This window comes from Bradyrhizobium sp. CCBAU 051011, from assembly GCF_009930815.1.
In the GTDB taxonomy this organism is placed as follows: Bacteria; Pseudomonadota; Alphaproteobacteria; order Rhizobiales; family Xanthobacteraceae; genus Bradyrhizobium.
The window spans coordinates 6,977,191-7,002,507 of the sequence record NZ_CP022222.1 but is presented as its reverse complement, the minus strand read 5'-3'; the positions used below and the strand labels follow the sequence as shown (position 1 = coordinate 7,002,507).

Here is a 25,317-nt window from a genome sequence, read left to right as displayed (position 1 = left end):
CCGGCCTTAGCTGACGCGCTTCCAGGTCGGCGCCAGCCCCTCGCGCATCGCGAGCCGCCGCAGCGGGCCGAACGAACCAAGCAGGTGCATGCCGGCCGCGCGCAGCGATTGCATGCCTAAGAAATCGCTGAGCAATGAACGGTTGGCGACATCGATGGCAATCAGCCGGCTCGCGACGTCGGTGCGGCGGGCGGACTGATAGCGCGCCAGCACCGCCGGCGATCCCGGATCTTCCCCGAGCGAGATTGCGCTGCCTGCGATGTCGGCGATATCGGCCGCATCGCGCAATCCCATGTTGAGGCCCTGCGCGCCGATCGGCGGCACCACATGGGCGGATTCACCGACCAGTGCGACACGATGGCTGGCGAACTGGTCGGGACGCTCGATTGTCAGCGGAAACAGGTTACGCCCGGCTTCGACCTGGACGCGGCCGAGAATGGAGTGCGACTGCGTTTCCGCGGCTTCCGACAATTCGTCGTCGCTGAGCGACATCAGCCGCTCGGCTTCCCGGGTTGCTGCAACCCACACCACACTGCAGCGGTCGCCGGGCAGGGGCACGAATACGCATGGGCCCTGCGCGGTGTGAAACTCGGTGGAGATGCCGTTGTGCGGCCGGGAATGGGAAATGTTGAAGGTCAGCGCCGACTGATGCAGGTCGCGGCGGCTGATCGTAATGCCGGCTGCCTCGCGGGAGGGCGATTGCCGTCCGTCGGCGCCGATTACCAGCCGCGCGGCGAGCTGGCCGCCCTTGCCGGTGCGGATCGAAACGAGCGCATCCTGCGGGTCGATCGTTACAGCCTCATCGTCAAACCGGGTCAGGTTCGAAAGTTCTGCGGCGCGCTCTTCCAGGGCAACCATCAGCGAGCGGTTGTCGATGTTGTAGCCGAATTGTTCGAGACCGATCTCGTCCGAGCTGAAGCGCACTTCCGGCGCCCGGATCAGCCGGCCGGTATCGTCAACGAGGCGCATGGTCCGCAGGGCCGCCGCCTTGTTGCGGCAGCGCGGCCAGACGTCCAGCCGTTCCAGCAGATCGGTGGATGCTCCCAATAGTGCCGTCGTGCGGTTGTCGGCATAGGGGACACGGCGGGCGAGCAGGGCGATCTTTACGCCCGTTGCGGCCAGCGCGACGGCGGCGGTCAACCCCGCTGGCCCGCCGCCGATCACAGCGGCGTCATAAACCTGAGATGCGTCGTTCATATTGGGACAATTGACGTTCGGGCGGGCATTTTCAAGCCGTCAACCGGACGAAATGTTTCCGCCCAATCGCGCGGCGGAACGCCGCAATCGCCGATATGCAAATCGGAGCGATTCCTGATAGCACTGCCCGAGCAATGGACCAGACCTCAGAGCCAGATTCCGCTCCTGCAACCAGTCGAATGCGAACCGCCGCATTCGCCGTACACATTTTTACGGCGCTGGGCGCGGGCGTCGCGTTGCTCGCGATGCTGGAGGCCGTGCGCGAGCATTGGGCCAGCATGTTCGGCTGGCTTGGCGTCGCCCTGATCATCGATGCCATCGACGGCCCGCTGGCGCGAAAACCTGACGTCGTGCGGTTGCAGCCGAACTGGTCGGGCGAGGTTCTCGATCTCGTCGTCGATTTCGTAACGTACGTCTTCGTTCCGGCCTATGCCATCACCGCGAGCGGCAGGCTGCTGCCGCTGGCGGCGCCCATACTCGGCATCGGCATTATGGTTTCCGGTGCGCTCTATTTCGCCGACCGACGCATGAAGGCCTCCGACAATCACTTCCGAGGTTTTCCGGCGCTGTGGAACGCCGCGGCGTTTTATTTGTTCTTGCTGAACCTGCCGAAGGAACTCGCCACGCTGGGAATCGCAATCCTGATCGCGCTCACATTCGCCCCGTTTCATGTGCTGCACCCGTTCCGGGTGGTGCGTCTGCGCTGGCTGACCCTGTGGCTGATGGCAATCGGAGCCGTGCTTGCGATCTACACGCTCATCAGCGATTTCAACGTGGGTGCTCCCATCATCGCCGGGCTTTGCGCCATTGCCGCCTATGTTGTGGGAAGCGACGCCGTGATCCGGCAAATAAAGTCGTTCAGAGCATGATGGAATTGTTGACGAGCCCGGAAGCCTGGGCGGCGCTACTGACGTTGACGGCACTGGAAATCGTGCTCGGTATCGACAACGTCATCTTCATTTCGGTGATCGTGTCGCGAATCCCGCCAGAGCAGGCCAAGCGCGCGCGTCAAATCGGCCTCTTGCTGGCGCTGGTGTTCCGCATCGTGCTGCTCAGCCTGCTGGTGTGGCTGATCGGCCTGACGGAGCCTGTCATCACGGTGCGAAACGTCGAACTGTCCTGGAGGGACATCATCCTGATTGCTGGCGGCGCCTTCCTGATCGCGAAGGCGACGCATGAAATTCATGGCGAGGTCGAGGCGAGCCATGGCGAGCCCGATGGCGAACCCAAAACCAGCGTATTCTTCTGGGTGATCATGCAGATCATCGTCATCGACATGGTGTTCTCGCTGGACTCGATCATCACCGCGATCGGCATGGCGCAGGACCTGGAAATCATGATCGCTGCCGTCGTGATCGCATGCGTCGTGATGTATGTCTCGTCGGGTCCGGTGGCCCGGTTCGTGGCCAATCACCCGACCACCAAGATGCTGGCATTGGCCTTCCTGGTGCTGATCGGCGTGGCGCTGGTGGCGGATGGATTCAAATTCCATATTCCGCGCGGCTACATCTATTTCGCCATGTTGTTCGCAGCCGCGGTCGAACTGTTCAACGTGCTCGCCCGGCGCAACCGCAAGAAGGCCGTCAGGAGCCGGGGGTGAGTTGACATCCGGCCGGCGATGGCTTTCGTTTCGCTTTCAGGTTGGGCGTTTCAGGAAATACCGAGGGAGACTGTCATGACCAAGGCCGTGCGCGTGCACAAGGTAGGGGGGCCGGAAGCCCTGGTGTATGAAGACGTGGACGTAGCGGCGCCTGCAGCGGGCGAGGTCCGCATCCGCCAGCACGCCGTCGGCCTGAACTTCATCGACGTCTATTTCCGTACCGGCCTCTACAAGGCGCCCGGCCTGCCGTTCATCGCCGGCAACGAGGCCGCCGGCGAGGTGGTGGCCGTCGGACCCGGCGTCACCAATTTTCATCCCGGCGATCGCGTCGCCTATTATTTCACGCTCGGCGGCTACGCCTCGGAGCGGGTGATCCCGGCGGACAAGCTGGTCAAGCTGCCGGACCACATCACCTACGAGCAGGGCGCGGTGCTGATGCTCAAGGGTTTGACGGTCTGGTACCTCCTGCACAAGACCTTCAAGGTCGAACCCGGCCATCGCGTGCTGATCCACGCCGCCGCCGGCGGCATCGGCCTGTTGGCCTGCCAGTGGGCGAAGGCGCTCGGCGCCCATGTGATTGGCACCGTCGGCTCCAAGGCCAAGGCCGATCTTGCGCTGGCCAATGGCTGCGATCACGTCATCCTCTACAACGAGGAAGACTTCGTGGCCCGCGTCAAACAGATCAGCCGCAACGAGCTGTGCGACGTCGTCTATGACGGCGTAGGCAAGACCACCTTCCCGGGCTCACTGTCGTGCCTGCGGCCGCGCGGCCTGTTCGTCAGTTTCGGCAACGCCTCCGGCCCGGTGCCGCCGTTCCCACTCGCCGAGCTCAACAATCACGGCTCGCTGTTTGCGACGCGGCCGAAGCTCAACGATTACGTCTCTACCCGGAACGAACTGCTCGAAGGCGCCGACACGCTGTTCGCCGCCGTCATCAACGGCAAGCTCCACGTGCCGATCAACCATGCCTACGCGCTGAAGGATGCGGCGAAAGCGCATACCGAGCTCGAGAGCCGCGCGACGACGGGGGCTGCGATCTTGCGGCCGTGACGTCACCGTCATTCCGGGGCACGCGAAGCGTGAACCCGGAATCTCGAGATTCCGGGTTCGATGCTCCGCATCGCCCCGGAATGACATGAGAGCCTTACGCCACCCGACGCGCCGCGCCTGCCTTGACCAAAATCGCATCCAGGCAATCGATCATCAGTGATATCTCCTCGCGCGTGACGTTGAGCGCCGGCATGAAGCGCAGCGCATCGGGCTGCGGCGAGTTGATGAGTACGCCGTCTGCGAACGCTTCGGCCACGATTGACGCACCGATCGGCAGTTTGAGGTCGAGCGCCAGCAGCAGGCCGCGGCCGCGCACCTCGCCGAGCCCATGCCGGGCGGACAGTTTGTGCAGCTCGCTTTCCAGGAACAGGCCGGCGTCCGCCACAGCTTTCAGGAATTCCGGCTTGGCCACATGGTCGAGCACGGCCAGGCCCGCAGCGCACATCAGGGGATTGCCGTTGAAGGTGCCGCCCTGGTCGCCGTGTTCGAAGCAGGAGGCGTGCCCGGTGGCGAGCAGGGCGGCCAGCGGCACGCCGCCGCCGATACCCTTGCCGAGCGTCATGATGTCGGGCTCGATAGCGGCGTGCTCGTAGTGGAACAGCTTGCCGGTCCGGCCCATGCCGGTCTGAATCTCGTCCACGATCAGCAGCAGGCCGTGCTGCTTCGTCAACGCGCGCAACTCCTTCAGGAATTGATCGGTGGCCGGCCAGACACCGGCTTCGCCCTGGATCGGCTCCAACATCACCGCGACCGTGTTGTCCGAGATCAGCGCCTTCACTGAATCGAGATCGTTGAGCTTGGCTTTCCGGAAGCCCGATACTTTGGGTTCGAACAGTGGTTCGAACGCCTTCTTGCCCGAGGCCGACATGGTCGCGAGCGTGCGGCCGTGAAATCCGCCTTCGAAGGTGATGATTTCGAACGCGCCGTTCTTGTATTTGGCGCCGTATTTGCGCGCGAGCTTGATGGCGCCTTCATTGGCTTCGGCGCCGGAATTGGCGAAGAAGACCTGATCGAAGCAGCTTTTTTCGACCAACGCCTGCGCCAGCTCGAGGCTCGGACCATTGTAGAAGGCGGGACTTGGCGTCAGCAGCCTGTTGGCCTGTGCGGCAAGCGCTTCCGCAACGGCAGGCGGCGAATGGCCGAGTGCGTTGACAGCCCAGCCCTGCACGAAGTCGAGATAGCGCTTGCGGGAGTCGTCCCAGAGAAAGGAGCCCGCACCGCGGACGAACACCACCGGCGGGCGAGCGGTAATCTCCATCAGCGCGTCGAACGGATGGGTGGCGTCAGTCATGTCGATCTCCTCTGGGTAGTGGGTGAAAGGTGAGGCCGAAACGCAAGAAGGCCGCACTTTTGAGGGTGCGGCCTTCTCGAGAACTTGGCTGAAACTAGCTGATCAGCGTTGTCGTCGGACATGGCGCGCCCCATCATCGTCGCGGGAGCGACGACGCAGGCAGGGGCGGCGGTTGGTCCGGTTCAGCTTCATGGCGATGGCCCATACAGCCGAAGGGCTGGCCGTGTCAAGCGGAAGCCCCGCCGGAGCGCTGCCGCCGCCGTGGCTCGCTACTTCCTGAGCCGGGGTCAGAACCCTGCGACACTGCCGTGCAAATCGTATTGATCGGACCGCTCGATCTTCGCGGTGACGATCTCGCCGACCTTCAGCGGGCGGCGGCTGGACAAATAGACCGCGCCGTCGACTTGCGGCGCGTCGGCCTTTGAGCGGCCTTTCGCAACCGTCGGTCCGACCTCGTCGATGATGATCTGCTGCCTGGTGCCGACCTTGCGTTTGAGGCGGCGGGCGGAGATTTTCTGCTGCCGCGCCATCAGCGCGTTCCAGCGCTCCTGCTTGACCTCATCTGGCACGGCATTTTCGATCGCGTTGGACGCGGCGCCGGCGACCGGCTCATACTTGAAGCAGCCCAGACGATCGATCTCGGCTTCTTCGAGCCAGTCGAGCAGATAGGCGAAGTCGGAATCGGTCTCGCCGGGAAAGCCGACGATGAAGGTCGAGCGTAGCGTGAGGTCAGGACATTCCTCGCGCCACTTCTTGATCCGCGCCAGCGTCTTTTCCTGCGCGGCCGGACGCTTCATGGCCCGCAGCACGTCCGGGCTCGCATGCTGGAAGGGAATGTCGAGATAGGGCAGAATTTTGCCCTCGGTCATCAGGCCGATGACTTCGTCGACATGCGGGTAGGGGTAGACATATTCCAGCCGGACCCAGGCGCCGAGTTCGCCGAGCTCTTTTGCGAGGTCGAAGAATTTGGCGCGGACCTGGCGATCCTTCCAGGGGCTGTCCGCATATTTGATATCGACGCCGTAGGCCGATGTGTCCTGCGAGATGACGAGCAATTCCTTGACGCCGGCCGCCACGAGCTTTTCCGCCTCGCGCAGCACGTCATTGGCCGGACGCGAGACGAGGTCGCCGCGCAGTTTCGGGATGATGCAGAAGCTGCAGCGGTTGTTGCAACCTTCGGAAATCTTCAAATAAGCGTAGTGCCGCGGCGTCAGCTTGACGCCCTGCGGCGGCACCAGATCGAGATGCGGATTATGCACCGGCGGCAGCGCGCGGTGCACGGCCTCCAGTACGCTCTCATATTGCTGCGGGCCGGTGATCGACAGCACGCCGGGATAGGCCGCCTCGATCTGCTCGGGCTCGGCGCCCATGCAGCCGGTGACGATCACCTTGCCGTTCTCGGCCATCGCCTCGCCGATGGCACCGAGCGATTCCTGCTTGGCGCTGTCGAGGAAGCCGCAGGTGTTGACGATGACGATGTCGGCGCCGTCATGCTTGCGCGCCAGCTCATAGCCTTCGGCGCGCAGCCGCGTGATGATGCGCTCGGAATCCACCAGCGCCTTGGGGCACCCAAGCGAAACAAAGCTGACTTTGGGCGCAGCGGCCTGTTGCATATCTAGATCTGCCTGATTGATGAGCACGAACTAGTCCCAATTTCCCACAATTACAAGGCTTTGCGCGGCGGTCTTCCGTGCTATGGATGCCCCGCCGGGTTATGAGTTGATCGATGAGCGCTGAGTCGTCGCCGAAAATCGTGATTGTCGACGAAAGCCCGATCCGGGCCGCAATCCTGGAAGAGGGGTTGCGGGAGGCTGGCTTTACCGGCGTCGTGCATATCAGCGAAATGCAGAGCCTTTTGGCCCGAATCTATGCGCTCGACCCCGACGTCATCCTGATTGATCTGGAAAATCCCAGCCGCGACGTGCTGGAACAGATGTTCCAGGTCAGCCGCGCGGTACGGCGCCCGATCGCCATGTTCGTCGACCAGAGCGATGCGGCCTCGATCCAGGCTTCCGTCGAGGCCGGCGTTTCCGCCTACATCGTGGACGGACTGAAGAAGGAGCGGATCAAGCCGATCCTCGACCTCTGTATCTCCCGCTTCAACGCCTTCTCCAAGCTGCAGGACGAACTCGACCGCACCAAATCCGCGCTCGAGGAGCGCAAGGTGATCGACCGCGCCAAGGGAATTCTGATGAAGGTGAAGGGCCTGACCGAAGACGAGGCCTATGTGCTGATGCGCTCCACTGCGATGCGCGAGAAAAAGAAGATCGGCGAGATCGCGCAGTCGATCCTGACCGCGTCGGAGCTCCTGAAATGAAAACACCGCTGCATATCGGCTTCATTCCGCTGGTCGATGCGGCCGCGCTGATCATCGCCGTCGACAAGGGTTTTACCGCCGCCGAAGGGCTCGACGTTACCCTGGTGCGGGAAGTGTCGTGGTCCAATGTCCGCGACAAGCTCAATATCGGCATGTTCGACGCAGCGCATCTGCTGGCGCCGGTTGCGATCGCCTCGAGCCTCGGGCTTGGCCACGTCAAGGTGCCGATCGTGGCGCCGTTCAATCTGGGCCTCAATGGCAATGCGATCACGGTGTCGCCGGCGCTGCATGCTGCGATCATGGGCGAACTCGATGGCGACGCCCTCGATCCCATGGCCACCGCGCTGGCGCTCGCCCGTGTCGTGACCAGTAGGCGCAAGAGCGGCGCGGAACCGCTGACGTTCGGCATGACGTTCCCGTTCTCCACCCATAATTACCAGCTTCGGTTCTGGATGGCGGCGGGCGGGGTCGATCCCGACGAGGACATTCGGCTGGTGGTGCTGCCGCCGCCCTACATGGTGGACAGCCTCGCCAACGGCCACGTCGATGCGTTTTGCGTCGGCGCGCCCTGGAACTCGGTCGCGGTCGATCTTGGCGTCGGCCACATCCTGCATTTCGTCTCTGACATCCTGGTGCGCGCGGCCGAAAAGGTTCTCGCGGTCAGGGAAAAGTGGGCGGAAAAGAATCCCGAGGTGCTGGCCGCCCTGATCCGGGCGGCTGCCCACGCTGCCGAATACATCGAGGATCCCGGAAACCGCGCCGAGGCTGCCCATGTGCTGGCGCGGCCGGACCGGCTCGGCGTTGGCGCCGAGGTGATCCAGCGCACCCTCGACGGGCGGCTGAAGATCTCACCCGACGGCCAGCGGCGCGAGAGCAGTCGCTATCTGCTGGTCGGGCGCGAGGGGGCAGGCCGGCCCGATCCGGCGCAGGCCGCCTGGCTCTACGCCCAGATGGTGCGCTGGGGGCAGACAGCGATGCGCCCCGAGGCGCTGCGGACCGCCATGGAGGTCTTCAGGCCGGAGCTCTATGACGCCGCCTTGGGGCATCAAGGCAGGGCCTCTGGCGCCTCCGAGGCCATCGGTGCGTTTGCCGGTCCCGCTTTCGATCCGGGCGACATCGCCGGGCATCTGGCAGCTTTCAAGATTGGGCATTGGAGGCCCTAAGCCGGTCGGCTGACGGGTTCCGCCACGAAATTTACTATTCGGGGTTCCTACCGGCTCAAATCGGCCCGAATAATATTCTCGCTCTGATCAGGCAGAGAGGAATTTTCCCCTCGAAATGGTGGGCGCCGAAGCGTCGATATCGCTATTTCGGCGGACATCTTGCATCGGAGCGCGATCGATATTCCATATGCACTCCATGCTGCGTTGGAGATCGACCATGCGCGAACTATCGGCGGAAGCCCGCCTGCACCTTTACGCACGCTCGGTGTCCCGCCGTTCCGGCACCGGCTTTCATACCGCCGCGCTCTACAGCGCGTTCGCGCTCATTGCCGCCATCGTGTTCGGCACGCTGTCGGTTCATCCGTTCTGAGGCGTTGTTTTCTGACGCGTTTTCTTCACGCGAACCGGCTTCCACTTCGCTCGAAAACGCTATGGCTGCGCCGTCTTGAACGGCGCGACCGCTATCCCCGCATCCTTCAGCGCCTGACGTACCCCACGCGCGATATCGACGGCGCCTGGCGTATCGCCGTGAATGCACACGGTGTCGGTGCGCATCTTGATCACCTTGCCGGTGACTGAGACCACCGCGCCGTCCTGCACCATCCGCACCACGCGGTCGGCGATCTCCTTCGCATCATGCAGCACGGCGCCCGGCTTCTTGCGCGACACCAGCGAGCCATTGTCTTCGTAGGCGCGGTCGGCAAACACCTCGTGCACCATCGGCAAATTGGCGGCTTCGCCGGCCTGCACCAGCTTGGAATTGGCGAGCACGACAAAGATCAAGTTGGGATCGACGGCCTTGATGCCGTTGGCGATGGCTTTTGCGGTCATGTCGTCCTCGCAGGCAACGTTGGAGAGCGCGCCATGCGCCTTGACATGGGTGACCTTGTAGCCGGCCGCGGTCGCAATCGCCTGCAACGCGCCGATCTGGTAGGCGATGAGGTTCTCGATCTCCGAAGACTTCAGGCCCGGGATCGGCCGCCGGCCGAAGCCGTGCAGGTCGCGATATCCAGGGTGCGCGCCGACGCTGACGCCACGTGCTTTCGCTAGCTCAACGGTGCGACGCATGATGTCGGCATCGCCGGCATGAAAGCCGCAGGCGACATTCACCGACGTCGCCAGTTCGATCATCGCGGCATCATTGCCCATTTCCCACGCGCCAAAACCTTCGCCGAGATCGCAATTGAGGTCGATGGTTGTCATGATGTCCGTCCGCTTCTCGTGAGTGGATTGGTGGTCAGTCCGGCCCCGCTATCTCGGCCATCGATACCGCGTGCCAGGTTCCGGCATCGACCGCATTGACGGCGTGGCCCGCGACATTGGCATCGTGCAGCGCGTCGATGTTGAGATCAACGCTTTCGATCGCTCGCAGCCGTTCGGGCAGGGTGCGCAGCAACTCCGCAAATTTGCGCGCCTCGGCCTGCGCCTCCGCCATGCTGACGGCCCTGAAACGAAAGGCGCGCCCGGCGGGGATCTGCGCCAATCGCCCGAAGTCGGCCGAAATCACGGTTGCGATCTTCGGATAGCCGCCGCTGGTGCCGCGGTCGCGCATCAGCACGATCGGCTGGCCATTGCCGGGCACCTGCAGGCTGCCGTTGACGGTGCCATCGGAAACGATGTTGTGGCCGTGGAGATGCTTGAGCTCGGGCCCTTCGAGCCGGTAGCCCATGCGGTCGCTGGTCGCCGATATCTTCCATTCGCTGTCGAGAAACAGTTTTTTGGTCTCGTCGGCGAATTCGTCGTCCTGCGGTCCCCAGACCATGCGGATCGGCGCGTCGGTTGCCGCGGGCAATTCAATCCGCCGTTCCGGCGCGCCGCTTGCCGGTTTCGTCTGCAATTCGTCGCCAGCCTGCAGCGGACGCGGATAGGGGCTGCCGAGGCCGGCGCGGGCGTTGACCGCGAGGCTGCCGAACATCGGCTCGCCGGCAATGCCGCCTTCGATCGCGAGATAGCTGAACGAGCCGCCGCGGGCGAAGCCGAGCGTCAGTGTCTCGCCATCGGCAAGCGTCGCGGAGGTATCCGGCGCCATCGCGCGACCGGCGATATCGGCATTGCGCGGGGCTCCAGCCAAGGTAACGCGCACGGCGCCGCCGCGCGCGGTAAATTTTGCATCGAACGGACCGACTTCGATGGCCGCCGTGAACGGCTCATTGCCGACCAGCGTATTCGCGGCTGCCAGCGCCAGCCGATCCATCGCGCCGCTCGGCACCAGGCCATAGCGTTGGGCGCCGGGGCGTCCGCCGTCCTGTACCGAACTGGCCGGGCCGATCGCGGCAATGACGAGCTTGCTCATGAGGCGATCTGCTCGGCAATGAATTCGCCGGCTTCGGCCGCGCGATCCTGCTCGGCGAACGTCTTGGCATCGACCGCTGCAAAGGTGACGTTGTCGCCGGGCTCAAGCAGGAAAATCGGATCGCGATGAAGCTGGTAGGTGCGGACCGCCGTCCGCCCCAGCAGGTGCCAGCCGCTCGGGCCGGCGAGGCACTGCACGCCGGTCTGTACCCCGCCGATCGAGATGGTGCCGGCCGGCGTCAGCAGGCGCGGATTCTGCCGCCGCGGCATGTGCAGGCTATCTGCAAGCCCGCTGAGATAGGACCAGCCGGGCGTAAAGCCGATCATGGCGACCCGGTAGTCGCCAGCGACGTGCCGCGCCACGATCTCGTCGGGCGTGGTGTTGAGGGTCTTGGCGACATCCTCGAGGTCGATGCCGTGCTCGCCGCCGTAGACGACCGGAATGCGCCAGCGCCGGGTCTTTGTCGAGGCCGGCACCGGCCGCTGCGCAAAGCCGAGGATCTTTTCGCCAAGCTGGTCGAAATCGATCTGCTCGGGATCGTAATGCACCAGCAGCGAGCGATAGGTCGGCACCGTCTCGGTGACGCCCGCGATCGGCTCGGCGGCCATGGCACGGTCGAGCGCCAACACCCGCCGGTTGGCGGCATCATCGATGTTGCGGCTGAATTCCACCGTGATGGCGCTGTCGCCACTCGGCAAAAGGCGGGGCGGGGGAAGCGTCGCGGCCATGGCCTCTAAACTGTCTCGCAGCTCTCGTGCTCACTCAACCTGTAGCGTGTTTTGGGCGCGAGTGGAATTCGCTTCGCACGAAATCAGCCAGTAAGTTCAATAAATTAATCTGCATGCCGACGATAAGATGTTATGATCGCGCTTCTTTCCGCGAGCCCTTGACGTGACATCAGCGCTTCGCAAGATGCGCTACCTTTCATCCATCCTCCGGAGCCTGCATTCCAGATGTCCCTGTCCCCCGAAGCCCTCGCAACCCTGTCCGGCGTGTCCACCGCCACCATCACCACTGTGCTGCTGAAGAAGGGCCTGCGAAACGTCTGGATGCGCGGCACCAAGCCGCTACGGCCGGGACAGCCGCGGCTGGTCGGGCCGGCCTTCACGCTGCGCTTCGTTCCCGCGCGCGAGGATTTGGCCACGCCGGAATCCTGGTCGTCGCCGATTTCGACCCGCACCGCGATTGAAGCGATGCCGAAGGGCTGCATCGCCGTGGTCGACGCTATGGGCGTCGCCGATGCCGGCATCTTCGGCGACATTCTCTGCGCGCGCATGGTCAAGCGCGGCGTTGCGGCACTGATCACCGATGGCGTGGTGCGCGACGTCGAAGGCGTGCTCGGTACCAATCTGCCCGTCTGGTGCGATGGCTTCGCGGCGCCACCGTCGGTCGCGGGGCTGACATTCGTCGGCTGGGGCGAGCCGATCGGCTGCGGCGGGGTTGCGGTATTTCCCAACGACATCGTCGTCGCCGACCAGGATGGCGCGGTGCTGATCCCGCAGGCGCTTCTCGACCATGTACTGGCTGAAGGGCCGGAGCAGGAGCGGATGGAAGCCTGGATCGTCAACGAGGTGAACAACGGTGCGGCGTTGCCCGGCCTCTATCCGATGAACGCCGAGACCAAGGCGCGCTACGCGGCGACGAAGAAATAAGTTCGAAGAAGGGAGATAACTTCATGGATATTCATCTCGCGGGCAGCCGGCCGACCCGTCGGGCGCCGTCTGAGAATTTCACCGGCACGGTGCTGCAGGATCCGATCAACATGGCTCCCGCGCCGGCGCGTCTGAACTGCTCGCGAGTTTCCTTCGAGCCTGGTGCGCGCACCGCCTGGCACACCCACCCGCTTGGCCAGACGCTCTACGTCCTCTCCGGCGTGGGCCGGGTACAGGCCAAGGGTGGTCCGATCAGGGAGATCCGTCCCGGTGATGTCGTCTGGATACCGCCGAACGAGAAGCACTGGCACGGCGCTTCACCGCAAAACAGCATGACTCACATCGCGATGCAGGAGGCGCTCGACGGCGTCTATTCCACCTGGATGGAGCATGTCACCGACGAGGAGTATTCCGGGAAAGTCGGCTGAGGACCTGTCGCCTCACATCCGCTGCGCGGTCCAGGTGCCGGAGCACATGGCCGCGCGCCACGTGCCCGATCCCGACGTGCCCGTGAGCATGCCGGAGCCAACCGCGCGCTTCATGCCGCTCGCAAGCGTGACGCGGATGGCGCCGGCTTCCGCCACACGGCCGGACGCTGTGACAGCGGTGCTGTTGGAGGCAACCTGGCCGTTGCTGATTCCGATCGAGACCGATGCGCCGCTGCTGCAGGCGGCGTTCGATGAGGTGATCTGCACATTCCAGTCGCCGTCGAAGGTTGCGGCTGCCGATGGCGTCACTATGCCCAGTGCGGCAATCAATGCAACGGCGACTACGGATTTCCGAGACCTAACCATGACGTGCCCCTTTAATTTGGACACGATCAGCGTCTCATAGCGGTTCTTTGGCGACTGTGATTGCCATCACGCGCTGTGCCGAAATGAAAAAGCCCCGCATTGCAGCGGGGCTTTTGGTCGTATGGGAGGCCGCGGCTTGCGATCAGTTGACGCGGGTCCAGGTCTGCCCGCCGCAGAACATGCCGCCGAACGCGCAGCCCTGGACGCGCAGGCTGTCGGTGCCCTTCAGCGCGATCGTGGAGTCATAGGTGCTGCCGGTGCTCGGGTCGAAAATCCGGCCGCTCCACTTGTCCTTGCCGGGCTTCATGTTGATCAGGATCTGCTCGCCATTCTGGTTCGACTTCTTGTCGACGGAATAGCCGCAGAGATTCTGGCCGCATTGTTCGATTCTGATCTTGCCTTCCTTCTCCTCCGTCAACCACACGCCGAGCGGTGAATTCGTAGCGGGCGCCGAAGCTGGCGGGGCCGCGGCCTGCTTCTGTTGCGGCGGCGGTGGTGCTGGCGCGGCAACGGGAGCGGGTGCGGGCGGGACTGCCGGAGCGGCATTCTGTTGTACCGGAGGAGCGGGCGCTGCCGCTGGAGGCGCAGGGGCGTCCGTTGGCGCAACGGCCGCCGTATTGTTCGACGGTGCGGGCGGTGCAGCGGTTGGAGCAGGGGCAACCGGCGCGGGCGCCAACGCAGGGGCAGCCGCTTGCTCCGCCGGTGCCGTCGCAGCCGGAGGCGAGGCTGTCTCCGGTGCGGCCTGCGGAGCGGTCTTCGCCTGCTGCGGGACCTTCCTGGTCGGACGATCAAGGTCGCCTTCCTCGCCACGCGGGCGCTTGGTCTTCTTGCCGGTATTATCGTAGACGCCGGGAATGGAAACGGTGCCGCGATCGGGATCGATGGTAATGGTGCGGCCGTTATACTCAAACGAGTACTGCGCCTGCGCGGCGGTGACGGTGCTCGCCAGCAAAAGCGCGGCGATAGCGAGACACTTCTTCATATGACGACCTCCTGAGCGGGGGACCCGAGCTGCCAAAGCTATTACGCAGTGGCAGCTTCACCCAGCGTGATCCAGATCACTTTCAAACTATATGTCGTGTACTAGCGGCTTCGGTTCAAATTCAATCCGGGCAGAATAGATAGCGCCCGATAGACGGTCAATTTCCTGCGAAACAGGCGTATCAGAGGTCAATCGAACCAGACGGCGTAGATTTTCCTGAAGCTGCCATCCTGGATGGCGATATGCAGCCACTGGTCGACAAAAGCCTTCAGCGGCATGTCGCGCTGCAGCCAATAGGCTTTCTCGGAAAAATCGAACGGCTTTTCCGGATGCACCGCGCAGAGCACGCCGGGGTGCTTCTTCTGCTGGTAGCGGGTCTTGGAAGCGTCCGTCATCATTAGGTCGGCATTGCCCTTGGCGACCTCGTCGAAGATCGTGACATTGTCGTTCCACACCTTGATTTCGGCATTCCTGTTGGCCTTGGCGAAGCGCTCATTGGTGCCGCCGGGGTTGACGATGACGCGGGTGCCGGCCTTGTCGATATCGGCGATCGTCTCATACTTGCCCTGGTCGGCGCAGCGGGCGATCGCCGTCTTGCCCTCGCGCATGATCGGCGTCGAGAACATTCCCTTTTTCTGCCGGTCAAGCGTGATCGAGACGCCGCCCATCGCGATATCGAAATTGTCGGCTTCGAAATCCTTCATCAGCTGCGGCCACGTCGTCTGAACGAACTCGACCTTGACGCCGAGCGCCTTGCCAAGCGCTTCCGCCATGTCGACGTCGAAGCCGCGGAATTGCGACGTCGCCTTGTCGAAATAGGTGAACGGTTGATAGTCGCCGGTCATGCCGACCCGCAGCGTGCCGCGCTTGATGATGTCGTCGAGGCGGGAATTCGCCGGCTGCTGAGCATGGGCGACAACGGTCCACAGGACAGCTATTGCAAGACTAACGAACACGCGAAACATCGGGTCTTCTCCGCCGACAAGTTAGATGACACTCTGGAGCGATGGCGCCGATTTAGACCAGATATGCCAGCGGTGCCACCCGGAGAAAATGAAATCGTGACCATCTCGCTCCACGAGGCTTCCGTCGGCGTGTTCGTGCCGTATCTCGAAAATCTGTCCAGTCTCCTCGACAAGGCCGCGGCCCATGCCGAAGGGCGAAATATCGAGCCCGCCGTTCTTCTGAACATGCGACTCTCACCCACGATGTACAATTTGAAACAGCAGGCAGGAGAGGCCAAGCGGCATGCGATCGTCGCCTGCGCGCTGCTGGCCGGCCGCGCGCCTCACACATTTTCAGACGCGGAGCCTGACATTGCCGAACTCAAGTCGCGGATATCGGCAACGGTTGATTTCGTGCAAGGTTTGCCGCGCGAGGGAATCGAGAACGCAGCCGACAAGGAAGTCGCTTTCACGTTCAAGAACGGGACCCAGCGAAAATTTACCGGAAAGTCGTTGCTGCTGACGTTCAGCGTTCCGCAATTTTTCTTTCATGTCACGACAGCGTACGACATCCTGCGCCATGCCGGCGTCGATCTCGCCAAGAAGGACTTCTTGGGGCCGCCGAGATAGCCGTCAAAGGGAGAGCGGACCGCTACGCTTCGCTGCTTTCCTTGTTGGCGGTCGCGCGCCCGGTCATCTCGCTCTTGAACAGCTCGAAGCGGCGGCTGGCGTCGCTTTCGCGATCGTCGACCATCTGGATCGCGGCTTCCCTCGACATCGGGCCGCTCACGATCGGAGCGGAATTCTCTCCGATGGTCTCGTCGACATAGTAGTCGCTATTCTCGAGGCGGACCGTCCATTTGAAACGGATCGCCGCCATCGGCCCGGGACCATATTTCGAGTAACCGTGAGCCTCGATCGGCGGAGGCGTGGTGGGGAGCGGTGGAGGGGACGCCGGGCGTTGCTCGGCGACCGCAGCTTTTTCGGGGTCGCGACGGGCTTCCGGCGGGTCAAGAATGCTGGCGATGGTCGCCAGGGCATTGTCGGTGGGGTCGTTTTGCATCACGATTCAGCCTCCGGATCGAACCCGGTTACGGAATCAGTGACCGTTGCCGCCCCGGGCCCTTGCCTTGCTTCCGAATAAAGCCGGGCTTTGTCAATCCGTGGCTTTTTTTGGGCGCGATTAGGCGCATACCGGTGGTAACATAGTCTTCCAGGGACGCTCCTGTTCGAGCTGGCCGGCCAGCCTGAACAGGGTCGCCTCGTCGCCAAATCTGGCCGAGAACATCATGCCGAGCGGCAACCCGGCCCTGTTCCATGCGAGCGGCACCGACATCGCCGGCTGTCCTGACATGTTGAATATCGAGGTCCCCGGCATATAACGGCGCAGGATTGGGACGATGTGCGACAGGTCGTTCGACATGGTGTTGAGTTCACCGATGCGCAGCGGCGGCGCGCACAAGGTCGGAGACAGGAAGACGTCGCAGCTCTCGAAGAAGGTCGCCAGCGAACGGGATATCTGGAAGGCGGCAAGCTGGGCGGCGACATAGTCGGTCGCCGTGTTCTTCTTTGCGTTGTGCGAGTGCGCGAGCGTCAAGATCTCGAGATCCCTGTCCGTCATCTCTCGACCGAACCTCTGCTCGAGCACCCGCACCGTCAGCGCGGTGTTGGCGCCGACGATCGTGGTTATGGTCGCGGCCGGATCGGCGGGAAGCTTCGGCGCGCGTTCCTCGACGTGATGGCCGAGCCCCGCCAGCAGGCTTGCGATCTCGCGCACCGCTGCCGCAATTTCAGGGTCGATGGCGTCGCCATACGGCGACTTATCGGTGAAGGCGATGCGCAGCCGGCCGGGGTCGCGGCCGACTTCCTGCGAGAACGGCCGCTCCGGCGGCGGCGCGATGTAGGGGCTCGACGGCTCCGGGCCGTGGATCGCATCCATCATCACAGCGCTGTCGCGCACGCTGATGCTGACGACATGGCCGCAGGCGAAGCCACCCCAGCCTTCGCCGCGATCGGGACCGAGTGGATTGCGCGCCCGGGTCGGCTTCAGGCCGAACACGCCGGACGCGGAGGCGGGGATCCGGATCGAGCCGCCGCCGTCGCTGGCATGCGCGAAGGGGAGGATGCGGGCGGCAACAGCCGCCGCCGCGCCGCCCGATGACCCGCCGGAAGAATGCTCGAGATTCCAGGGGTTCCGGGTCGGCCCGTGCAGGCGCGACTCCGTCGTCGGCATCAGGCCGAATTCGGGGCTCGAGCTCTTGCCGAAGATCGACACGCCGGTGTCGAGGAAGCGCTGCACGAGCGTGCCGCTGTGGTCGGCCATAAAATCCTTCAGGACCGTGGCGCCGGAGGTCGTGCGCGTGCCCTCCAGGAGGTCGAGGTCTTTCAGCAGAAACGGTACGCCCGTAAAGGGGCCATCGGGCAGGCCGCGCGCGACCTGGCGCTCGGCATAGTCGTAATGCTTGACGACAACAGCGTTGATCTGCGGATCAACCTTCGCGGTACGAGCGATGGCCTCATCGAGCAATTCCTTGGCCGAGACCTGTTTCTTCCGAACCAGTTCGGCGAGGCCGACCGCATCAAAATTGCCGTATTCCTTGAAGGCCATGCAGATACCTCGCTTGCCGGCGGGCCGATGGAACGGCCGCGCCGGACCATTCACTCCGATGGTTCAGCCGAGCACGTCCTGATTGATCACGTTCTGACGCACCGGATCGCCGTCCAATACGCTCAGGATGTTGCGGGCGGTTTGCTCGCTCATCCGGTCCACGGCTTCCACCGTGACACCTGCGACATGCGGCGCCATGATGACGTTCGGCAGGGCGAGCAATGCCTGACCGGCCGGCGGGGGCTCCTGCTCGAAAACGTCGAGGCCCGCGCCGGCAAGCTTGCCGGACACCAGGGCTGCGTGCAGCGCGGCCTCGTCGACGATTCCGCCGCGCGCCGTGTTGATCAGATAGGCTGATGGCTTCAGCCGCTTCAGCCTGTCGGCATTGAACATGCCGACCGTCTCCGGGTTTTTCGGACAATGGATGGTGAGGAAGTCAGCGCGCGGCAGCGCGGCGTCGAGGTCGGCGACCGGTTCGCAGCCGGCGGCCTTGATGTCGGCGGCGGACTTGTAGGGGTCGTAAACCAACACGTTCATTTCCATCGCGAGGCACCGCTTGGCGGTGCGGGTGCCGATGCGCCCGAAGCCGACGATCAGCACCGTCTTGCCGAAGAGGTCAAAGGGCAGCATTCCGAGCCTATCAGCCCATTTGTCGTCCCTGACGAGCGAATGCATTTCTGTCGCGCGCTTGGCGAGCGTCAGCATCATGAATACCGCATGCTCGGCAACGGACGGCGAATTGGCGGTGCCGGCCACCATCAGCGGGACCTTGCGGCGGCTGAGCGCGGGGACGTCAACAGCGTCAAAGCCGACGCCGATCCGGGTAACCACCAGCATGTCTTTCGAGGCTTCGAGTTCGGGCTCGCCGAAGCGGGTGCCGCCGAGGGCGACACCGTGCACCGGCGCATGCTCCTTCAGCTTGGCCTCGAAATCCTTCTGCGCAATCATGTTGGGAAATTCGACGATCTCGATGTCGTCGCGCGCATGAAGTAGCGCTCTTCCCTGCTGCGACATCGATTCCGTGATGAAGATTTTCTTCTTGTTGGTAGCCATTTCCTGCCCTTGGGTCTCGCTAATGCGCCGTCAAAGGACGACGCCGGTCACCTCGTTTAGCAGGTGCATATTATTGAGGTCCACAGCCAATCGGAGCGGAGCGCCATCCTGCGCGCCGGCATTGGGATTGACCCGGCCGCAGACCTGCGAACCTTCCAGGGTAAAATAGATCAGCGTCTCCATTCCCATCGGCTCGGTGACGTCGAGCACCGCGTCAAAGGCCTCCACACCGGGCTCAGGATGCGGCTTCGCCTCGGTGATGTGCTCGGGGCGCAGCCCCAGCAGCAATTTGTCGGTGCGCGGAATGCCTTGATAACGGGCAGCACGGGCCGGCGGCAGCGGGAAGGCGATGCGGTCAGTCAACCGGACGTGCAACTTGCCGGCGAGATCCTCCAGCCGGCACGGGACGAAATTCATTGCCGGCGAGCCGATGAAGCTGGCAACGAATTTCGTCGCCGGCTTGTGATAGAGTTCGTTCGGCGTGCCGATCTGCTCGATCCGGCCGTGGTTCATCACCACCACGCGGTCCGCCAGCGTCATCGCTTCGACCTGGTCGTGGGTCACGTAGACCGTCGTGGTGCGGACCTTCTGATGCACCTTCTTGATCTCGATCCGCATCTGCACGCGCAGCTTGGCGTCGAGGTTGGACAGCGGCTCGTCGAACAGAAAAACTTTCGGGTTGCGCACGATGGCGCGGCCCATCGCGACGCGCTGGCGCTGGCCGCCCGACAATTGCTTCGGCTTGCGGTCGACGAGCTCGACGATGTCGAGCATGCGCGCGGCCTCGTCGACGCGACTCTTGATCTCGGCCTTCGGATAGCGTTTCAGCCGAAGTCCGAACGACATGTTCTCCGCGACCGTCATGTGCGGGTAAAGCGCGTAATTCTGAAACACCATCGCGATATCGCGGTCCTTCGGCGGCACATCGTTGACGACGTCGCCGCCGATCATGATGTCGCCGTCGGAGATATCTTCCAGGCCGGCGATCATCCGCAAGGTGGTTGATTTCCCGCAGCCCGATGGCCCAACCAGCACGACGAACTCATGGTCGGCGATATCGAGGTCGATGCCGCGCACCGCCTCGACTTCGTCATAACGCTTCACCACCTTGCGCAACGTCACGTCAGCCATGAGATCAACCCTTCGTCGCACCGGCGGTCAGGCCGGCAATGTAATAGTCCATCAGGAATGCGTAGATGATGAGCGGGGGCGCGGCGCCGAGCAGGGCGCCGGTCATGATCTGTCCCCAATTGAACACGTCGCCCTTGATCAGCGTCGTGATGATGCCAACGGGCATCACGAGCTGGTCAGTCGACGTAGTGAAGACCAGCGGATAGAGGAATTGCGCCCAGGAGACTGTGAAGGCGAAGATCGTCGCTGCGATCAGGCCCGGCAACGCCACCGGGATGAATATCCGCGTCAGCGTCTGGAACCAGGATGCGCCGTCGATAATGGCGGCTTCATCGAGCTCCTTCGGAATTGAGGCGAAGTAGCCGATCATGATCCAGGTGCAGAAGGGCACCGTAAGTGTCGGATAGAGGATCAGCAGCACGTACCATCTGTTGATGAGCTGGATGCCGGTCCAGTCGCCGATCACCGCGAACATCTTGAACAGCGGAATGAACAGCAGCGTCTCGGGAATGAGATAGGTCAGGAACACGCCGGTCGCGAGCGTCGCCGAACCCCAGAACCGCATCCTCGACAGCGCAAAGGCAGCGGGTACTGCTATCAGCATGGTGATGGTGACGACGAAGATCGAGACGATCGCCGAATTCCAGAAGAAGCGCAGAAACTGGTTCGAGGTCAGCAGACCGACATAGTTGTCGAGCGTTGGGTGGAACACCCACCACGGATTGGTTGCCGCCGAAATCTCCGCGCTGCTCTTCAGCGAGGTGATGAACATGTAGATCGGCGGCGTCAGGAAGAAGATCGCGAAGATCACCAGGAAGAAATACGACCAGCGCAGTGCCCAGGCGCGGTCGCGGCTCATGCTGCCGTATTTGACCTTGCGGGTCGGCGCGGCCTTGTCGATGGTCACCGTTGTCATCAGGCTTCATTCCCGCGTTTGTTGACGTCGCGCAGGATGAAGATCGCCGCGACCGCCAGAATCGGCACCATGAAGAGGGATACGCTGGCGCCCAGCGGTATATCGCTGCCCTCGATCCCGATGCGGAACGCCCACGTCGCGAAGATATGGGTGTGATCGAGCGGGCCGCCCGCGGTCAGGATGCGCACGATGTCAAAGTTGGCGAAGGTCACGATTAGCGAGAACAGCGTCGTAATCGCGATAATGTTTCGCATCATCGGCAGCGTGACGTACCAGATGCGCTGCCACCAATTGGCGCCGTCGATGGCCGCGGCCTCGTAGAGTTGTTCCGGAACGGATTTCAGCGCCGCCAGATACATGATCATGAAGAACGGTGCGCCGACCCAGATGTTGACGAGAATGACCGAGAAGCGCGCCCACATGGCATCGCCGGTCCATGGGATCGGCCCGATGCCGAAGAACGAGAGCGTGTAGTTGAACGCACTGTAGGAGGGGTCAAACAGCCACAGCCACGCCAGTGTGCTCATCGCCGGGGGGATTACCCACGGTACCAGCAGCATGCCGCGCCATTTGCGCTGGCCCTTGGCCGGTATGTTGTGAACGAAATGCGCAATGATAAAGCCCAGCAGCGCCTTGAAGATGACGGCCGTGATCGCGAAGATGCAGGATTGCTTGACGACGAGCCAGAACGTCTCGCGCTTGAACAGGAATTCGAAATTGCTGAGCCCGACGAAGCGCTGCATCGACTTGTTCAACGTCGCGAGGTGCAGCGCGTAGAATGCCGGATAGATCACAAGGGTCGCGATCAGGAGGATCAGCGGCAGCGTCATCAGGAACGCCACAGTCGATTTGCGCTTCATCATACTGTGCAGGCTCGAGCGTTTGCGCGCAGCTTGCGCGGCGGCCCGGTTCGGCTGCAATGCGACGTCAGCCATGGTGTGTTTTTATCCCTGTAAGGTTTCGCCGCGCCTATGATTGACAGCGGATAGGGAATGGCGGCCTGCGATCAAGCGGGCCGCCATGACGTCCCCTCCGTCAGCTCCGCATGAAGCCTTCGCACTCGCCTTCAGCCCAGGCGAGCACCTTTTCCATCGCTTCGCCCTTGTGATAACGCAGGCACATCTTGGTCAACGTTGCCTGCGTATAGATCTGCTGTGCGATCTTCGGCGGAGCGGGCGCCGCGGCGATCGAAAGCGTCTGGTGGTTGTGCGGGTTCGGATAGTGGTAGAGCGTGCCCTTCGGCGGCCCTTCCTCTTGCCAGACCTTCAGGGTAGTGAGCTTTTCGTAGCAGGGCAGGTCATAGCCACCGCTCGCCACGCACATCTTCTCGATCGCATCAGGTTGTGAAAGCGCCCTGAGCACGCTCTTGGCCGCTTCCTTGTTCTTGGAGAACGACCAGGTGCCCCAGAAGTAGGCGAGGTAGGGCGCGTAGCGGCCCTTCGGTCCGGCCGGGAAGCCATGAGTCCAGCACTGCTCGGCCACCTGCGGTGCGTCGCGCTTGGCGACTGCCCAGGCGCTCGGTGGGTTCATGATCATGGCGCCCCTGCCGGAGACCAGCCATTTGTTGTTGGAGGAGTCGTCCCAGGCGCCGGCATCCGGCGGCAGGAAGGAGATCAGCTTCTTGTAGTATTCCAGTGCCTGGCGCACCGCGTCAGTTTTGACAGTGAGGTTGCCCTTCTCATCGACAAGGGCTGCACCGAACGACTGGAAGATCGCGCCTGCCGTATCGACATTGTCGCTAGTCTCGCCAAGCCCGATACCGAAGGGAACGCCGGCCTTCTGGCAGGCCTCTGCGGCCTTCAGGAAGGTCTCCAGATTCCAGCTATCGGCCTTCGGTGGGGCACCGGCGGGATACAGCGCCTGTACGTCGATGCCGGCATGCTGCTTCATCAGGTCGATGCGGGAGCAGGGACCCTTGATCTGGCTGCCGACGCTCGCCGGCACCGCAAGCCATTTGCCCTTGGACTGACCGAGATATTTCACCGTGCCGTTGGGTTCACCGTTCTGCTTGATGAGGCCTTCCATGACGTCGTTCATGGGTTCAAGCAGCTCGGCCTGCGCATGCGGCCACCAGGTCGGCATGGCCAGAATGTCGTGACCGGATTTCGCCTGCGCTTCGGCTGCGATGGTCAGCAGGTTCTTGTTGCCCTGGCTCGGGATGTAGTCGATCTGAACCTCGACCTTTTCCTTCTCGGCCCAGGCATTGACGAGATCGGTGGAAGCCTTGTTGGCGCCGGGAACCCAGTGGTCCCAGAAGCCGATCGAAAGCTTACCTGCAGCGTAGGCGCCACGCACATAGGGCGCGGTGATGAGCGCCGCAGATGACAGCGCAGTAGCAGCAACGAATTGTCGGCGAGAAAGCTTCTTGCGTGACATGGCGTTTCCTCTTTGCTTGCTTCTTGTTGTCGTCTCGTTGTTCCTCTTCTTATTCTTATTGGCATTCACGCGATCGCGCCGATTTGGGATGGCTGCCCCGCGGAGATTTGGTTGCGCAATCAGAACAGAATTGAACACGTCTGTCGAGAAATGACATGTGCGACATTCTAGAACTAACGTTGCGTGCAAATTTTCCAGCGGTCGGAATACTGCAATGCCTCTCTGCGCGGCATATTGCGTTGCACACGGCATGATGAACGCGAGAGAGTTTGGAGATTGCGGTCGCGCCGCGGGGTTCCCGGTCTACGGGTTTGATATTTCGACGCCAGCGATAACGGTCAGCACCGCGGCTAGACTTGCTCGTCGCTAAAACGATAAGATTCAGATTCGAGGACATCAGTCCTAGTTAACGACCACGGAGACCAATCATGACTAGCCCAACGTCCAAACTGCGCACGCGGTGGAAAGTGTGCGTGGCCATGGGGTTGGCCGCCATCATGCTTCTCAGCGCGCCGCGGCTTGCGGATGCGCAGCTGGTTCAGGGTGTCGAGAAGGGCGCCCGCGAGGGTAACAAGGCGGCGGGCCCGGTCGGCGGCGTGCTTGGCGGCGCCATTGGCGGCGTCGTGGGCGTCGTGACCGGAGTCACCGGTGTGCTGACCGGGGGCAACAAGGGCGGACAGGCGCCGGCGGCAAAGGATACTGCCAAGCAGGGTGAGGCTTCCAAACAAGGCGAGCCTTCCAAGCAGGGTGACACGTCGAAGCCGGCGAAGGGAAGCAAGGCTACCAAGACCGCCAAGCAGCAACAACAGCAGCAACCGCAGCAGCAGCGACCCGTCCTCACCCAGACCGGCGCGCCGCAACTGACGGCCGAACAGATCGTCGCCAACAGCGATGCCAATATCGAACGGATCAAGAAGGAGCTGAACCTCACGCCCGAGCAGGAAAAGCATTGGGCGGGGTTCAACAGTGCGATGCACTATCTCGGTCATAACGGTGCTGACCGGCTCAACCTGCGTGTTGCGCGCGCCAAGCGCGATCCGCCTGACGACATCATCGAGCAGATGCGCAATGAGGCCCAGTTTCTCAACGACCGCGCTGTAGATCAGCGCAACGTGGCGGATGCGGCCGAGCCGCTATTCGCCAGCCTGGACGACAAGCAAAAGGCGGTCTTCATTCAGGAAATGGTCAATCTGAGCCACGAACGCGGGCTCGATTAGATTCTCGTTTTGACGCGTTTTCTTAACGCGAACCCGTGTCGCTCGAAAACGCTATAGCTGGCTCGCCGGACGAATAGCCGGGTACGCAGGCCCTGGGGTAGGTTGAAAGGCACGGCACCCGGCTATTCTGCCGCAGCGGCGCGGCTCCCCCAATCTCATTGCAATGATGAAGAAACCCTGACGGACTGGCGCCATAGTCGTGGCTGACTCGCGGCGTTGTCGGGAACTTCAGTCTTTGGTTGCAAGTGTTGCCCCTCAACATCACGTACGGCACCGGCGTCCATGCTGGTGCCGTCCTTTGAAGTCAGGCATGGGCCTGGAGGGCCTCAGGTCTTCGGAAAGTTCAGTTCGACGCCGACGCCATCGGGGTCGTAGAGGAAGAACTGGGTATCGCCGGTACGCGGCACGATGCTCTCGCGGAATTTGACGCCTTTCGCCTGCAGGCGCTTGCGCATCCCCTCGACGTCGGTCGCCGCAAAGGCGATGTGGTCAAGCCGACCGGTATCCTCGTACTTCCTCTCGGTACCGCGCACCACGATGCCTTCGCGCGGCTTGCGGGTGCCCATCAGATGCACCGTGGCTGTGCCGCCCGAGTAGAGCCAGTAGCCGGGAAAATCGAGCGGGGGGCGGTCGCCGTTCTCCAGCCCAAGGACGTCGCAATAGAAATCCTTGGCGCGCTCGAGATCAGAGGGCTCGATCGTGTAGTGCTGCAGCGCGCCAAGTCCCATGGTCG

General features: G+C 62.9%; 27 protein-coding genes. 10 read left to right on the top strand and 17 right to left on the bottom strand.

Features of this window, described 5'->3' with window-relative positions; translation table 11 throughout:
• Nucleotides 1-6: 6 nt before the first annotated feature.
• The gene (locus ACH79_RS32995; protein WP_161854682.1) at nt 7-1,197 is read right to left on the bottom strand and encodes a UbiH/UbiF family hydroxylase; all 1,191 of its coding nucleotides are present in this window, start codon (nt 1,195-1,197) and stop codon (nt 7-9) included.
• A gap of 134 nt (nt 1,198-1,331) precedes the next feature.
• Here ACH79_RS32995 and pcsA point away from each other — a divergent pair, with 134 nt between their 5' ends.
• From pcsA to ACH79_RS32980, 3 genes are all read left to right on the top strand, one after another.
• Nucleotides 1,332-2,066 carry a phosphatidylcholine synthase gene (gene pcsA, locus ACH79_RS32990; protein ID WP_161854681.1) on the top strand — a complete coding sequence of 245 codons (735 nt, stop codon included), beginning with the start codon at nt 1,332-1,334 and terminating at the stop codon, nt 2,064-2,066.
• The gene (locus ACH79_RS32985) at nt 2,063-2,797 is read left to right on the top strand and encodes a TerC family protein (RefSeq protein WP_161854680.1); all 735 of its coding nucleotides are present in this window, start codon (nt 2,063-2,065) and stop codon (nt 2,795-2,797) included. Before pcsA ends, ACH79_RS32985 begins: the two co-directional genes overlap by 4 nt.
• A gap of 75 nt (nt 2,798-2,872) precedes the next feature.
• Complete coding sequence (locus ACH79_RS32980; RefSeq protein WP_161854679.1) at nt 2,873-3,847, top strand: quinone oxidoreductase; 975 nt, start codon at nt 2,873-2,875, stop codon at nt 3,845-3,847.
• A gap of 94 nt (nt 3,848-3,941) precedes the next feature.
• On the opposite strand, the gene ACH79_RS32975 is transcribed toward ACH79_RS32980, so the two are convergent.
• Complete coding sequence (locus tag ACH79_RS32975) at nt 3,942-5,138, bottom strand: acetylornithine transaminase (RefSeq protein WP_161854678.1); 1,197 nt, start codon at nt 5,136-5,138, stop codon at nt 3,942-3,944.
• 287 nt (nt 5,139-5,425) lie between these two features.
• A complete protein-coding gene (gene rimO / locus ACH79_RS32970) occupies nt 5,426-6,751 on the bottom strand; it encodes a 30S ribosomal protein S12 methylthiotransferase RimO (RefSeq protein ID WP_161854677.1) in 1,326 nt (441 codons plus the stop codon).
• 113 nt (nt 6,752-6,864) lie between these two features.
• Between rimO and ACH79_RS32965 the strand changes: the two genes are divergently transcribed.
• From ACH79_RS32965 to ACH79_RS43335, 3 genes are all read left to right on the top strand, one after another.
• Nucleotides 6,865-7,455: an ANTAR domain-containing response regulator gene (locus ACH79_RS32965; protein WP_161854676.1), complete on the top strand. Its 591-nt coding sequence runs from the start codon at nt 6,865-6,867 to the stop codon at nt 7,453-7,455.
• On the top strand, nt 7,452-8,618 hold the full coding sequence (locus ACH79_RS32960; RefSeq protein WP_161854675.1) for a CmpA/NrtA family ABC transporter substrate-binding protein: 1,167 nt from the start codon (nt 7,452-7,454) through the stop codon (nt 8,616-8,618). Before ACH79_RS32965 ends, ACH79_RS32960 begins: the two co-directional genes overlap by 4 nt.
• Nucleotides 8,619-8,835: 217 nt before the next feature.
• Nucleotides 8,836-8,988, top strand: coding sequence for a hypothetical protein (locus ACH79_RS43335; RefSeq protein WP_176721835.1), 153 nt, complete (start codon nt 8,836-8,838; stop codon nt 8,986-8,988).
• A gap of 59 nt (nt 8,989-9,047) precedes the next feature.
• Here ACH79_RS43335 and ACH79_RS32955 read toward each other — a convergent pair whose 3' ends face one another.
• The 3 genes from ACH79_RS32955 to pxpB are packed head-to-tail and all read right to left on the bottom strand — an operon-like array spanning nt 9,048 to nt 11,639.
• Nucleotides 9,048-9,821: a LamB/YcsF family protein gene (locus ACH79_RS32955; RefSeq protein ID WP_161854674.1), complete on the bottom strand. Its 774-nt coding sequence runs from the start codon at nt 9,819-9,821 to the stop codon at nt 9,048-9,050.
• Nucleotides 9,822-9,855: 34 nt separating this feature from the next.
• Nucleotides 9,856-10,911 carry a biotin-dependent carboxyltransferase family protein gene (locus ACH79_RS32950; protein ID WP_161854673.1) on the bottom strand — a complete coding sequence of 352 codons (1,056 nt, stop codon included), beginning with the start codon at nt 10,909-10,911 and terminating at the stop codon, nt 9,856-9,858.
• Nucleotides 10,908-11,639 carry a 5-oxoprolinase subunit PxpB gene (gene pxpB / locus ACH79_RS32945; protein WP_161854672.1) on the bottom strand — a complete coding sequence of 244 codons (732 nt, stop codon included), beginning with the start codon at nt 11,637-11,639 and terminating at the stop codon, nt 10,908-10,910. The genes ACH79_RS32950 and pxpB overlap by 4 nt, the downstream gene beginning before the upstream one ends.
• 225 nt (nt 11,640-11,864) lie before the next feature.
• Here pxpB and ACH79_RS32940 point away from each other — a divergent pair, with 225 nt between their 5' ends.
• Nucleotides 11,865-12,563: a ribonuclease activity regulator RraA gene (locus tag ACH79_RS32940; RefSeq protein ID WP_161854671.1), complete on the top strand. Its 699-nt coding sequence runs from the start codon at nt 11,865-11,867 to the stop codon at nt 12,561-12,563.
• 23 nt (nt 12,564-12,586) lie between these two features.
• Nucleotides 12,587-12,991: a cupin domain-containing protein gene (locus ACH79_RS32935; protein ID WP_161854670.1), complete on the top strand. Its 405-nt coding sequence runs from the start codon at nt 12,587-12,589 to the stop codon at nt 12,989-12,991.
• 12 nt (nt 12,992-13,003) lie between these two features.
• On the opposite strand, the gene ACH79_RS32930 is transcribed toward ACH79_RS32935, so the two are convergent.
• From ACH79_RS32930 to ACH79_RS32920, 3 genes are all read right to left on the bottom strand, one after another.
• Entirely contained in the window at nt 13,004-13,357 is a 354-nt protein-coding gene (locus ACH79_RS32930) for a hypothetical protein (protein ID WP_161854669.1), read from the bottom strand.
• A 142-nt stretch (nt 13,358-13,499) separates the two neighbouring features.
• A complete protein-coding gene (locus ACH79_RS32925) occupies nt 13,500-14,339 on the bottom strand; it encodes a DUF2147 domain-containing protein (protein ID WP_161854668.1) in 840 nt (279 codons plus the stop codon).
• A 188-nt stretch (nt 14,340-14,527) separates the two neighbouring features.
• Nucleotides 14,528-15,304 carry a transporter substrate-binding domain-containing protein gene (locus tag ACH79_RS32920; protein ID WP_161854667.1) on the bottom strand — a complete coding sequence of 259 codons (777 nt, stop codon included), beginning with the start codon at nt 15,302-15,304 and terminating at the stop codon, nt 14,528-14,530.
• Between the two features lie 63 nt (nt 15,305-15,367).
• On the opposite strand from ACH79_RS32920, the gene ACH79_RS32915 reads away from it, so the two are divergent.
• A complete protein-coding gene (locus ACH79_RS32915) occupies nt 15,368-15,913 on the top strand; it encodes a DUF1993 family protein (protein ID WP_161856680.1) in 546 nt (181 codons plus the stop codon).
• Between the two features lie 22 nt (nt 15,914-15,935).
• Here the strand turns inward: ACH79_RS32915 and ACH79_RS32910 are convergent, their stop codons facing one another.
• The 7 genes from ACH79_RS32910 to ACH79_RS32880 form a co-directional block, all read right to left on the bottom strand.
• Nucleotides 15,936-16,346 (bottom strand): hypothetical protein, encoded by a 411-nt coding sequence (locus ACH79_RS32910; protein ID WP_371419309.1) that lies wholly within the window; start codon nt 16,344-16,346, stop codon nt 15,936-15,938.
• 120 nt (nt 16,347-16,466) lie between these two features.
• The gene (locus ACH79_RS32905) at nt 16,467-17,891 is read right to left on the bottom strand and encodes an amidase (RefSeq protein WP_161854665.1); all 1,425 of its coding nucleotides are present in this window, start codon (nt 17,889-17,891) and stop codon (nt 16,467-16,469) included.
• A gap of 63 nt (nt 17,892-17,954) precedes the next feature.
• Entirely contained in the window at nt 17,955-18,944 is a 990-nt protein-coding gene (locus tag ACH79_RS32900) for a hydroxyacid dehydrogenase (protein WP_161854664.1), read from the bottom strand.
• A 30-nt stretch (nt 18,945-18,974) separates the two neighbouring features.
• A complete protein-coding gene (locus ACH79_RS32895) occupies nt 18,975-20,075 on the bottom strand; it encodes an ABC transporter ATP-binding protein (protein ID WP_161854663.1) in 1,101 nt (366 codons plus the stop codon).
• A gap of 4 nt (nt 20,076-20,079) precedes the next feature.
• Nucleotides 20,080-20,991 carry a carbohydrate ABC transporter permease gene (locus ACH79_RS32890; protein WP_161854662.1) on the bottom strand — a complete coding sequence of 304 codons (912 nt, stop codon included), beginning with the start codon at nt 20,989-20,991 and terminating at the stop codon, nt 20,080-20,082.
• On the bottom strand, nt 20,991-21,926 hold the full coding sequence (locus tag ACH79_RS32885; RefSeq protein ID WP_161854661.1) for a carbohydrate ABC transporter permease: 936 nt from the start codon (nt 21,924-21,926) through the stop codon (nt 20,991-20,993). Before ACH79_RS32885 ends, ACH79_RS32890 begins: the two co-directional genes overlap by 1 nt.
• A 100-nt stretch (nt 21,927-22,026) precedes the next feature.
• Nucleotides 22,027-23,367, bottom strand: a complete 1,341-nt coding sequence (locus ACH79_RS32880) for an ABC transporter substrate-binding protein (RefSeq protein WP_161854660.1) — start codon at nt 23,365-23,367, stop codon at nt 22,027-22,029.
• Between the two features lie 428 nt (nt 23,368-23,795).
• Here ACH79_RS32880 and ACH79_RS32875 point away from each other — a divergent pair, with 428 nt between their 5' ends.
• Nucleotides 23,796-24,584, top strand: coding sequence for a Spy/CpxP family protein refolding chaperone (locus ACH79_RS32875; protein ID WP_161854659.1), 789 nt, complete (start codon nt 23,796-23,798; stop codon nt 24,582-24,584).
• A 326-nt stretch (nt 24,585-24,910) separates the two neighbouring features.
• On the opposite strand, the gene ACH79_RS32870 is transcribed toward ACH79_RS32875, so the two are convergent.
• A complete protein-coding gene (locus tag ACH79_RS32870) occupies nt 24,911-25,312 on the bottom strand; it encodes a VOC family protein (RefSeq protein WP_161854658.1) in 402 nt (133 codons plus the stop codon).
• Between the last annotated feature and the right edge of the window lie 5 nt (nt 25,313-25,317).